This window comes from Anabaena sp. PCC 7938, from assembly GCF_049315035.1.
Taxonomy (GTDB): Bacteria; Cyanobacteriota; Cyanobacteriia; order Cyanobacteriales; family Nostocaceae; genus Anabaena; species Anabaena cylindrica.
This window is the reverse complement of sequence record NZ_CP186034.1, coordinates 3287228-3298656: the sequence shown is the minus strand read 5'-3', so window position 1 is coordinate 3298656 and position 11429 is coordinate 3287228. Positions and strand designations below refer to the sequence as shown.

Genomic DNA, 11429 nt, shown 5'->3' with positions numbered 1-11429 from the left:
GGTTGGGTTTCACTGGCGTTCAACCCAACCTACATTGATAAACTTTATTATAACTAATCATCCGTACTTGATATGATATGGGAATTTTCGGCAGTCAGTTAATACCTAATTATAGCCAATTCATTCCTGTTATAGAATATGTTGTTAAACAACCAGTAAAAAATGAGCCTGCGGTTGATTTAAACAGGCTACTTAATGGAATCTATGAACGGGCTAGATTTGATTTAGCAATTGATTATTCAATTGCTAGGTTTAAGGAATTAGATTGAGTGTTGGGTTAACCAAGCTTCTAAATCAGCAACACTAGAAAAGTCTAATAATGCCTCTCCTAAATTTTCTAACTGTTCAATTGATAATCCTGTAATTCGCTCGATTAATAACGTCTCAATTTCCCCAATCCGGCGATGTAGTAGACGCAGTATTAAGTCTTTTTCTCCTTCTTGTCTTCCTTCTTGTCTTCCTTCTTGTCTTCCTTCTTGTCTTCCTTCCTGTCTTCCTTCTTGTCTTCCTTCTTCTTTAGCTTGTTCTCTATTTCTTTGATAAAGTGGTTCTAGTCGCATAATTAACTCCCTATCATCTGTTTCTAGTTCTTGATTTACTCTCAAATTTTCGCGCAAGTTGTAAACTAATTCCAGGGTAGCTTTTTGGTAAGGGTGATCTAATGGTAACGCTTGCAACTCGATAATTGCTTGTGATTGTACGCTTCCCCTACCCAAAAGCCTCAACCATAAAGTTTCCGGTGTTTGTGGTAGTTGGTGTATTGCCACAATTGCTGTCCGTAAGGCATCTGCTAAAAAATGTACTCCCGATAACCAATCTTCTTTTTGGATAGTTCCAAAGCTAGATAAACGAGTTTCAGATATAGTGGGGGTTAAAATCCACAATTTAGGAATTTCTGAGTCCTGAAGTTTGATTTTATTGGCTTTGGCTTCTCGTCGCAATGAAGCCTTGACTTCTAATAACTTGAGAATACAGTCGCAGATTTCATCGGTAGAAGCTGGATTGCGGTATGGTTCTATTATTGCAGGGTTTTCGGCAAGTCTTCCTAGTAACCCCAGTATTTGTAATTTAGAAGTTTGTTGTTTAGCAGGTGTGAATAAAACATCTATTTCTTTAATTTCTCCTGAGACTTTTTCTGATGCTTTGACTTCTCCGTAATCTTTTAATAATTCTTCTAGATAGTCTTTGGCGAATTTATCATGTATAAACCTAGTCATTAAATTTTAATTTTGAGTAAAATCTGGGAAATAATTTGGAATTCCATTATATAGCAGTTATGAATTTTCCGTAAGAGGATGTTTGAAAATTTTTTGGTGTTGTATTCAATACTTTTACATCCCCTAAATTATCCCTAAGTAATTCTATTTTTTGACCTTAACCGAGAAGTGCTGAAAGTACAATAGAATTATCTTGCATTTAAACCCCATTATGGTTATTCCAGAACTCTAACAACAACTCCTTCAGCTTTAGCTTGCAACCTTTCCTAAAAAGCTGTCGAAAGAATTGGTATTGATTAACCCGTTTTCTAGCAATATTCGACGTACAGCTACCAAATGCACAGGCTGAATATATGCCTGTTGTTCGTAAGCTGGTAAAATAACCAAAGTTCCTGAAGATGGATATTGATAGATTTGTTGAGAACCTGTTGTTGGTACTTTAGTAAAACCTATCTTAAAAAGCAACTGTTCTAGATCAGTAAACTGAATATCTCTAACCATGATGACGTGTATGAAGAGGTAATTGAGCAAGCTATGAATTATTTTCGCTAGTTGTATTTGTGTCTGTTATACCTAGTTGTTTGAGAAGGTTAGGGTCATAGTAGGCTTTTTCCCAATTAATAGCTTTTTTGACTTGAGTTAGTGTGAGGTTTTTTGCATTGTAGAAGCTAGTGTATAGGATATCGGCTGCTACAAAGTCAGTATCACTAAAATCAGCTCCTTCAAGCGCCGAATAGCTGAGGTCTGCACATTCTAATTTTGCTCCCATCAGATTTGCTCTAGCAAGAATAGCTTTAGATAGGTTAGTAGATCCGAGTTCCGCATTGCTTAAGTTAGCTTGCTCAAGATTCGCTTTCTCAAGGTTGGATTGGTAAAAGTTAACTCCTTTAAGTTCCACTTTTTTAAAATAAACATCACTGAGATTAGCTCTCATAAAATTGACGTTGTTAAGGTTGGCTTTTTCTTCAAGTCTAGCTCCTCTAAGGTTGCTTCCACTCAAATCTAAAGAATGTACTTCTCCTTCCCCGTAATTTCTACGCCTACCAATAACGGTCAAAACTGTTTGAACATCTATTGGTAGTTCTACAAAAGGTTCATATTCTGAGTTTTGTCGGATATTTGCAGTATATTGATAAGGAGACTTTACTCGCACGTAAGCTGTGAGAATTTCCATGATCTGCCAGTAGTCTTTATCAGAATCGTTAGCAATTCTTTCAAGTGCATAAATTGCACCTAATCTTATATGAATATCTGTGTGTCCTAACATCTCCACGGCTTTTGCAAAGCGTTCGGTAATTTGCTTTTCCTCAGAGAGAGTAACATTACGCCTAGTTTGAATGTAGTTCAAGAAGGAAATTAAAGCTGTTAGAAAAATAAAGAAACCACCTGTGCCTTGAGATATGACAGCACGAGCAGCATTTTCAGCATCAAGGCGGGATTTTTCTAGAATAGCAATATCTCTCAAATTATCAATTTGAATCTTATCAATATGTTGTTGTGAAAATAAAACTTGTAATCGCTCAATATCTTGCTGTAAAGATGTAACTTGCCAATGTGGGATCATTATTATCATAATAATGGATGCTAAAGAAACAATTACGAAAGCAAAAGTAATAATTCTCGACATATGTTCATTCATTAGTAAAAATGAAAACTACGTTATCCTTTCTCTATAGCACCAAGATTGGAAAAATTAGCTAAAGTTTGAGTTTACGCTTTACTACTTTCTCATATTTTGGACTTTACTGAAAAGGCTATTTTGATAAAAAGTAAAATTAGTAAGCAATACCAATACTGTAGCCATTTTTTTGTAGGTTGGGTTTCGTGCCTCAACCCAATCTACGAATCTATCTTCTTCCTTCTTTCTTTCTTTCTTTACTTCGCGTCCTTTGCGTCTTTGCGGTTCATTTAATCCGTATTCTTTTAGTGAAAACACAGTATTAATTATTACTCGTAGCGAAAATGATTTTGCTGGGACTGGGGTTATTATCCTTAATCCTGGCTCTTGACTTTTAGAAGAAATATGCCAAACTAATATTTAGGTAGCCTAATTATTTGAATAAGGAAGTAAATCCTACTCGTGACGAAACTTACGGGAAGAATAGAATCTGCGGAAATACCTGCACAAGTTCCAACGTCGGTAATATTGCAAACCTTGGAACTGACGCGCCGCTTTGATAAATTTACAGCCGTTGATAGCTTAAATATCTCCGTAACAGCGGGAGAAGTTTTTGGGTTACTAGGCCCCAATGGTGCGGGGAAAAGTACAGTAATTAAAATGTTAACTACCTTGCTACCAGTTAGTAGCGGGGAAGCATACTTAGCTGGTTATGATGTGACTCGTCAACCGGAATCAGTCAGAAGAGTTATCGGTTATGTACCCCAGGCTTTATCAGCAGATGGGAGTTTAACTGGTTATGAAAATCTTTTAATATTCTCTAAATTGTATGATATTCCCTCTCGACGGAGAAAACAGCAAATTGCTGAAGTGCTGGAATTCATGGGTTTGGAGGATGCAGCACATCGCTTAGTGGGAACTTACTCTGGGGGGATGATTCGGAAATTGGAAATTGCCCAAGCCATTTTACATCAACCGCAAATTTTATTTCTAGATGAGCCAACAGTGGGATTAGATCCTGTAGCGCGATCGCAAGTATGGCAGCTGATGGAAGAACTGCGGGTTAATTTTGGTACAACTATCTTTTTAACTACCCACTTTTTAGAAGAAGCAAATACTCTCTGTAACCGAGTTGTGATTATGAACCAGGGTAAAGAAATTATCACCGGTTCACCCGCAGATTTAAAAGCAGCGATCGCAAAACCAGACGCAACCTTAGATGATGTCTTCATCCATTACGCAGGAAATCAATTAGTATCAGGAGTGAGTTATCGTGAAACAGCCAGAACTAGACGTACCACTCAACGGTTGGGTTGAAACTAAATATCAGCGCCCAAAGGGGGTTTTTTTTGGTATTAAAGAACTATTTACCAAAACCCTGGTAATTACTGAATTAGAAGTAAGAAAACTGCGCCATGATCCTAGTGATTTAGTGATTAGGGCAGTACAACCAGCTTTATGGCTGCTGATATTTGGGCAGGTTTTTACTCGGACTCGTGCTATTCCTACAGGTAATTTACCTTACTTAGATTTCATGACTCCTGGTATTCTGGCTCAAAGTGCGCTGTTTGTCGCCATTTTTAGCGGGGGGATGACCTTAATTTGGGAACGTGATTTAGGGATTGTGCAGAAATTCTTAGTTGCACCCATACCCCGTGCGGCAATTGTCATGGGTAAAGCTTTTGCTGCGGGGATTCGTTGCTTTTCCCAAGTGGTATTGATTTATCTATTGGCTTTTTTGTTGGGTGTAAAACTCAATCTCCATCCCTTGGCTTTTTTGCAAGTCGTGCTAATTGTGTTTTTGGGAGCAGGTTGTTTTTGTACTTTTTCACTCATCATTGGCTGTTTGGTGAAATCGCGGGAAAGGTTTACGGGAATTGGACAATTGATTACAATGCCGTTGTTTTTTGCCAGTAATGCGATTTATCCGATCTCGTTGATGCCGACTTGGTTACAGATTCTTTCGAGTATAAATCCTTTAACCTATGAAGTTGATGCTTTACGGGGTGCAATGCTGGCTAATGGCTCCAGTATTTATGGATTCGGGTTAGACTGTACAATTCTCTTGCTAACATTAATAGGTTTGACTTACATCTGTGGACGACTTTATCCACGGGTGGCGATGTAATGTAGGAGAAAACAGTTTTATGAGTTTGGATAAACCCTCTGAAGAATGTGCCGCTAGGGTGATGGAAACCGTCCCCTTATTGATGCGGTTTATCCGAGCCGAAATGCGATCGCACAGTTCTGACTCTTTATCTATACCTCAATTGCGATCGCTTGCATTTCTCAATCGCAATCCCGGTGCTTCCTTATCTGAGGTAGCAGATCATTTAGGAGTCACCTGTGCTACAGCATCAACAACGATAGAAAGATTAGTCCAACGTCATCTGGTGCAACGTACTGATAACCCTCAAGAACGGCGACGAGTAGTCCTGAATTTGACAAAGGAAGGAAAGGTATTGTTAGAGCAATCCCAGGAGAAAACTCGCGCTGAAATTGCGGAAATTCTAGAGGGTTTGACACCAGAGCAAGTATCACATATTGAATCCGGCTTGACTCTACTAAAAAATGTCTTCGAGCAAACAGAAACCAACTGATCATAACCCTAAGGCTGCACAACACGATCCTTTTGCAGCCATGAGATTTCGAGATTATCGGCTATTTAGCATTGGGCGTGTACTCCTCTTTACAGGGGGACAAATGCAGACTGTGGCGCTGGGCTGGGAGCTATATGAGCGAACAAATTCAGCGATGGTTTTGGGTTTGATAGGACTGGCGCAAGTTGTCCCCATGATTGCCCTGACTTTGATTACGGGACACGTTGCTGATAAAAATGACCGGAAAAAGATTACTTTATTTTCAATTTTACTATTAGCCCTTTGCTCAATAGCTTTGGCTGTTATTTCATTTAACAAAGGTGCAGTTTTTCTAGTTTATGGTTGCTTGCTGCTAACAGGTGTAGCTAGGGCATTTCTCAAACCTGCGGGTGATGCGTTGATGTGGCAGTTAATACCGATGAGTGCTTTTACTAATGCAGCGACTTGGAATAGTAGTAGCTTTCAATTAGCCTCGGTAATTGGGCCAGCTTTGGGAGGATTTAGCATTGCTATTTTTGGAAGTGCGACATGGGTATATATATTATCTGCGATCGCAGCACTATCATGTTTTTTCCTCACCGCAACAATCAAACCCCAAAAAACCAACTTTAAAAAAGAACCAATATCCCTGAAATCTCTAGCTGCTGGTGCTGAGTTTGTTTGGAATAATCAACTAATTCTCGCAGCCATTACCCTAGATTTATTTGCAGTTTTATTGGGTGGTGCAGTGGCATTATTACCCGTTTTTGCTAAGGATATTTTGCAAGTGGGGCCTGTGGAATTAGGTTATTTGCAAGCAGCGCCATCCATAGGTGCATTAAGCATGGCTGCATTGTTAGTATATTTACCACCTATCCGCAAAGCCGGGCCGGCCTTACTTTGGTCTGTGGTTGGGTTTGGGATTGTGACAATTATTTTTGGGTTATCTCGTTGGGTGTGGTTGTCGTTGTTGATGTTGGCATTAAGCGGGGCGTTAGATAGCATTAGCGTGGTGATTCGTCATACTTTGGTGCAAATTCGCACTCCTGACCATTTACGGGGTCGTGTGGCAGCTATCAATAGTGTGTTTATCAGTGCTTCTAATGAGTTGGGGGGTTTTGAATCTGGTTTGACTGCGGCTTTATTTGGGCCTGTGTTGTCTGTGGTTGGTGGGGGTATTGGAACAATTTTGGTGGTGGTGGCTACGGCGATGATTTGGCCGGATATTAGGAAGTTAGGGGCTTTGCATGAGGATTTATAGGGGAAAAGCTCACGCAGAGGCGCAGAGTCGCAGAGAGGAAGAAATGCGTTAATATCGTAATATCTATGTAGGAAATATAATTAGGGATCAGTATGTCGGCTAAAGATGTCTTTCATGAAGTTGTCAAAAAAGCTCTACAGAAGGACGGTTGGCAGATTACTCATGATCCCCTATCAATTAGTGTGGGTGGAGTAAATTTGTCTATTGATTTAGCCGCAGAAAAGTTGATTGCGGCGGAAAAAGAAGGAGAAAAAATTGCTGTTGAAATCAAAAGTTTTTTGGAGAGATCATCTGCAATTTCGGAATTTCATACAGCGTTAGGACAGTTTATTAATTATAGAGGTGCATTAAGAAGACGACAGCCAGATCGTGTTTTGTATTTAGCAGTACCTTTAACAACTTATAAGACATTTTTTAATCTTGATTTTCCTAGAGATATGATTGAAGAGAATCAAGTCAAAATGATTATTTATAATGTAGAGCATGAGGTGATTGCAGAATGGATAAACTAACTAGATATCGCCAGCTTGTACAGCAGATTTTACAAGAATATAGCGAACAAAAACCTGCTAGTGGAAATATAGAAGTTGAGACAATTTTTGATACACAACGTGACCACTATCAAATAGTTCATGTAGGTTGGGAAGGTCAAGAATGGATACATAGTTGTATTATTCATATTGATATTAAAGGTGAAAAAATTTGGCTGCAATGGAATGGTACTGAAGATGATATTGCAGAGAATTTAGTTGCGGTGGGAGTTCCAAAGGAGGATATTGTCTTGGGATTTCAATCTCCTTTTATGAGGAAGTTTACAGAATATGCTGTGGGTTAGGGAATTATTGATGATTATCAATTCAGTCTATGATCTACCTTGGTAAGCATGGCATTGTTGGTTAATTTCTGCAAATATTTCTGTTAAATCAGGTTGATTTTTCCACGCACCAAATAATTTATTTAATTTAGCTAATCTCTCCTCTTCTGTTAAATGTATTTTTGGTTCTGGTATTTGCTTTTCAACAAATTCTAAATCTATTATTATTTCTGTTCCATCAGGAATGTTATTTAGTTGCTCTAAGATTTCAATAGTTTGACCGCGTTTTATTCCTTTAATTTTCATGTTGATTAAGCTGTTTTGCATTAGCTAAATAGTTGGATAAATTTGGGTTGCCTGGATTTAACCCAAGTGCTAGTTGAAAATTTATGATTGATTTTTCAATATTTTCACTAAATTTTTCTGAATTGGCTTTTGCAATATTATAATAAGAAATACCTAATCTTTCAAACAACCTGTAATCGTGTTTTAAGTTATTATCTAATTCGATAGCTTTGCTTAAATATTTCACATTCCCAGTTGCATCTAATGTTTCCATTCCAAATTTAACTAAAAATGAAGCCAATGTTCTTTGATCCAAAATAACCCTTGAAAAACAATCAATTGCTATTTCATGATTACCATTAGAATACTCTCTATGTTTTGAGTTCCATATTTTTAGTACATGACCAGTTACCAGACCCAACAGATATGATGAGTATACAAACGAAATGCTATATTGTTTTTTGTAGGCGTTGGCGATAGCCATATTTGAGGTATGAAAATCAAAAATTCCCTTTCTCAAACTCTTACTCTTTGCGCCTCTGCGTGAGACAAATTCATACTTTTATTCACCAACACCTATTGTTTTTGTGTAAGTATTCAGGATAGAGAATACAAAAGTCAGGAGAATAAAGCTTTTTTAGTCAACTTTGATGATTTTGATAAAATCTCTCTCCTCTCTATTTTTCATTTCATAAGCATTCTGACTCCTGACTCCTGACTCCTGAATTCTTACGTTTTTGTAAAGCAATATCCCTAAATTTACCTTGCAACTTTTCCCATGTCATACCTGCTAAATTAGGTAAAATGATGTGAGCAGCCCCGACTCTTTCCGGTGGCCCTATTCCTACAGCCCACATACCTGCGGCTAAAGCAGCTTCTACACCTGCGGCTGCGTCTTCAAAAACTACACATTGTTTGGCTGGAAGTCCTAACTGCTGGGCTGCGAAGATAAATAAATCTGGTGCGGGTTTGGGTTTTTGGACACTATAACCATCTGCGATCGCATCAATCTTATCAGCAATTCCCAATTTCTCAATGACTACACGGGCATTTTTACTCGCTGAACCAAGCGCTATCTTCAATCCAGCTTGACGTAAATCATCCAAAAAGGAAACCGCACCGGGTAACAAATCCTTGGGTGTGATGTCTTGAATCGACTCTACATAATAGTCGTTTTTGCGTTCCATCATCTCTTGAATTTGCACTTCCGAATACCGTTTATCGCCAATAATCAACATCAGTGAAGCACGTCGGGAGATTCCCCGCAACTCCTCATTAGCTTGACGGTTAAAAGGTATACCTTCCTCATCTGCTAATTTCTGCCAAGCTAAATAATGATATTCTGCGGTATTAGTTAACACACCATCTAAATCGAAGATAATTCCTCGGATAGTAGGGGCGAGGTATCCCCGCCCTTCCCCAGTCCCCAATTCCTGGCGTAAATCAAATTCATACCATTTCCCACGGCAGTATAATTTAAACTTCAACCTTGTCCAACCTGGAGGTAAATGGGGATGAGCTACGGGTTGATTATCGGTAAACTGGATACCACCAAAGCCGAAAACCACAGCTTGCCAAATTCCCCCAGCACTAGCACCATGAATACCTTCATTTGTATTCCCACGTCTATCTTCCAAATCCACCATTGCTGCTTGCATAAAGCGTTCGTAAGCTTCCTGGGTTTTGCCTAAATCTGCGGCTAAAATGGCGTGAATTGCGGGTCCGAGAGAAGAACCATAGCTAATATCTGTGCGGGGTGCGTAATAGTCCCAATTTACCTGTAATATCTTTTCGCTGTAAGGGAAGTCAGCAGATTCCCGCATGAGATAGAGCAACATTAATACATCTGGTTGTTTAAGGACTTGGCGTTTGTTCGCTCCTTCAATCCCCAAAATAGCTTGCATTGATTTTTGGCGCGGTTCATAGTCTGCTAAATTAATATCCTCCAATTGGAAAAATCCCTCACATTGCTCGATTAATTCCGTTTCTGGGTTGTAGAGAATCCAGATTTTATTGATGATATCTTGCCAATTATCACGGATTTTAGCGGTAAGTTGCAATTTTTCTGCTAACTCTGCACTACGTTCAGGGAAACTACGCTGTAGCCAGTCATAAATTATACAAGCTTTTTCTAAATGCCATTGCACTAAACGGTTAGTAAAAGTATTGTTATGTACTAACTCGTGGTATTCATCTGCACCTATGACACCGCGTATTTCATAACGTTCGGCTTGAGAATTAAATTCAACTCGACTTTCCCAAAAAATAGCCGTATCGAGGATGATTTCTGCACCATAATCTCTCATCCATTCGTCGTCCCCAGTGACTCGCCAATAGTACCACACTGAGTAGGCGATAACTGCACTAATATGAATTTCGCGATCGCGGCACCAAATCCGTATATCTTCAGCATAAAAATCACTTAGTAGCGCCCACCGAGGCGTTACCTCATCACCTGTAACCGCACTTTCCCAAGCATACATAGCCCCCTGATAACCATAATGAGACGCTTTCCGTCGCGCTCCATCTAAACTATGATAACGATAACTAAGTAAATTACGCGCCGTTACGGGTTGAGTAAATGTAAAAAATGGCAATATAAAAATTTCTGTATCCCAAAAAATATGTCCGTGATAGCCAAATCCAGATAGGGTTTTAGCGGGAATACTCACCTTTTCATTATCACGGGGAGCAGCAATTAATAGTTGGAATAAATTGTAACGCACTGCAAAAGCGGCTTTGTTATCTCCCTCAATCACAATATCGCTTTTGTCCCAAACCTCTGCCCATGCTTGTTCATTAGCATTACGTAAGGTGATATAATCTCCTAAATCTGCGAGTTTTTCCTGTGCGGCTGCAACTGGTTGCTCAACATCCCGCGAGGTAAATACTGTGACAATCTTCTCTATGGTTACTGTCTGGTGTGGTTCAATAAGAAAAGTTGCACTGATGCTAGGATAGCCAGGTGCTGTATTAACTTGTAGAGCCGCGTCAATTCCTGAAATAGTCATTCTCGCAGCCATACCGATATCAATTTGGGAGGTGCGGGTACGACTGTGGAACCAGAAACCTTTGTCGATTTTCCCTTGCTCTAGTCCTTCCCAGTGATTGAAACCTTTATTTTCGGGGTAGCCGTTGATACTACCTTGTATTTCAATTAATCCGTGAAAATCTACTGCTTCTAGCTGGCAACGTTGCCCTAATACATGATGATCCGCTAAACTTGCAAAGCGTTCAAAGGTGATATTTATTGTTTTTCCACTGGGACTACGCCAACGCAGAGAACGGCTAAGAAGTCCTTGACGCAAATCAAGTTTCCGATTGTATTCCAATATTTTACCTTGATCGAGGCGAAAGCGTTCGCCATCAATTATCACTACCAATGGCAGCCAGTCTGGACAGTTTGCTAGTTCGGTATAAACAACAGGAACTGCGTCATAAATACCGTGAATAAATGTAGCCGATAATGTAAGAGGATGGCTTTCTTCAAATGTTCCTCTTGTACCTAAATAACCGTTACCTATGGTGAAAATTGTTTCTCTAGCATTTAATTCTTCAGATTCAAACTGAATTTCATTTAATATCCAGTCTGTGTAGGTAAAATCATTTTTTGTTTCCATGTTTATCATTATGACTTGCTAATTGAATATAGAGA

General features: G+C 39.1%; 14 protein-coding genes. 7 read left to right on the top strand and 7 right to left on the bottom strand.

What is annotated here, in order from left to right; all coding sequences use genetic code 11:
- Window positions 1-77 precede the first annotated feature (77 nt).
- A complete protein-coding gene (locus ACOWPH_RS15245) occupies window positions 78-269 on the top strand; it encodes a DUF4058 family protein (RefSeq protein ID WP_042465260.1) in 192 nt (63 codons plus the stop codon).
- Here ACOWPH_RS15245 and ACOWPH_RS15240 read toward each other — a convergent pair.
- The 4 genes from ACOWPH_RS15240 to ACOWPH_RS15225 all read right to left on the bottom strand — a co-directional run bounded on the left by ACOWPH_RS15240 (window position 261) and on the right by ACOWPH_RS15225 (window position 3153).
- Window positions 261-1217, bottom strand: coding sequence for a DUF4351 domain-containing protein (locus tag ACOWPH_RS15240; protein WP_015216226.1), 957 nt, complete (start codon window positions 1215-1217; stop codon window positions 261-263). The two genes, ACOWPH_RS15245 and ACOWPH_RS15240, sit on opposite strands and share 9 nt — an antisense overlap.
- 249 nt (window positions 1218-1466) lie before the next feature.
- The gene (locus tag ACOWPH_RS15235) at window positions 1467-1718 is read right to left on the bottom strand and encodes a type II toxin-antitoxin system HicA family toxin (protein WP_015216225.1); all 252 of its coding nucleotides are present in this window, start codon (window positions 1716-1718) and stop codon (window positions 1467-1469) included.
- A 31-nt stretch (window positions 1719-1749) separates the two neighbouring features.
- On the bottom strand, window positions 1750-2790 hold the full coding sequence (locus ACOWPH_RS15230; RefSeq protein ID WP_171815809.1) for a pentapeptide repeat-containing protein: 1041 nt from the start codon (window positions 2788-2790) through the stop codon (window positions 1750-1752).
- Window positions 2791-2937: 147 nt separating this feature from the next.
- The gene (locus ACOWPH_RS15225; protein WP_042465257.1) at window positions 2938-3153 is read right to left on the bottom strand and encodes a hypothetical protein; all 216 of its coding nucleotides are present in this window, start codon (window positions 3151-3153) and stop codon (window positions 2938-2940) included.
- A gap of 144 nt (window positions 3154-3297) precedes the next feature.
- On the opposite strand from ACOWPH_RS15225, the gene ACOWPH_RS15220 reads away from it, so the two are divergent.
- From ACOWPH_RS15220 to ACOWPH_RS15195, 6 genes are all read left to right on the top strand, one after another.
- Entirely contained in the window at window positions 3298-4152 is an 855-nt protein-coding gene (locus tag ACOWPH_RS15220; RefSeq protein WP_015216223.1) for an ATP-binding cassette domain-containing protein, read from the top strand.
- Window positions 4109-4963, top strand: coding sequence for an ABC transporter permease (locus ACOWPH_RS15215; protein WP_015216222.1), 855 nt, complete (start codon window positions 4109-4111; stop codon window positions 4961-4963). Before ACOWPH_RS15220 ends, ACOWPH_RS15215 begins: the two co-directional genes overlap by 44 nt.
- 19 nt (window positions 4964-4982) lie before the next feature.
- A complete protein-coding gene (locus tag ACOWPH_RS15210; RefSeq protein ID WP_015216221.1) occupies window positions 4983-5435 on the top strand; it encodes a MarR family winged helix-turn-helix transcriptional regulator in 453 nt (150 codons plus the stop codon).
- Window positions 5407-6675 carry an MFS transporter gene (locus tag ACOWPH_RS15205; RefSeq protein ID WP_015216220.1) on the top strand — a complete coding sequence of 423 codons (1269 nt, stop codon included), beginning with the start codon at window positions 5407-5409 and terminating at the stop codon, window positions 6673-6675. Before ACOWPH_RS15210 ends, ACOWPH_RS15205 begins: the two co-directional genes overlap by 29 nt.
- Before the next feature lie 92 nt (window positions 6676-6767).
- Window positions 6768-7187, top strand: coding sequence for a XisH family protein (locus ACOWPH_RS15200; RefSeq protein WP_015216219.1), 420 nt, complete (start codon window positions 6768-6770; stop codon window positions 7185-7187).
- The gene (locus tag ACOWPH_RS15195) at window positions 7175-7510 is read left to right on the top strand and encodes a XisI protein (RefSeq protein ID WP_015216218.1); all 336 of its coding nucleotides are present in this window, start codon (window positions 7175-7177) and stop codon (window positions 7508-7510) included. The genes ACOWPH_RS15200 and ACOWPH_RS15195 overlap by 13 nt, the downstream gene beginning before the upstream one ends.
- Before the next feature lie 27 nt (window positions 7511-7537).
- Here the strand turns inward: ACOWPH_RS15195 and ACOWPH_RS15190 are convergent, their stop codons facing one another.
- From ACOWPH_RS15190 to pgmB, 3 genes are all read right to left on the bottom strand, one after another.
- On the bottom strand, window positions 7538-7795 hold the full coding sequence (locus tag ACOWPH_RS15190) for a hypothetical protein (protein ID WP_015216217.1): 258 nt from the start codon (window positions 7793-7795) through the stop codon (window positions 7538-7540).
- Complete coding sequence (locus ACOWPH_RS15185; protein WP_015216216.1) at window positions 7785-8258, bottom strand: hypothetical protein; 474 nt, start codon at window positions 8256-8258, stop codon at window positions 7785-7787. Before ACOWPH_RS15185 ends, ACOWPH_RS15190 begins: the two co-directional genes overlap by 11 nt.
- A 205-nt stretch (window positions 8259-8463) precedes the next feature.
- Window positions 8464-11394, bottom strand: a complete 2931-nt coding sequence (gene pgmB / locus ACOWPH_RS15180) for a beta-phosphoglucomutase (RefSeq protein WP_015216215.1) — start codon at window positions 11392-11394, stop codon at window positions 8464-8466.
- Between the last annotated feature and the right edge of the window lie 35 nt (window positions 11395-11429).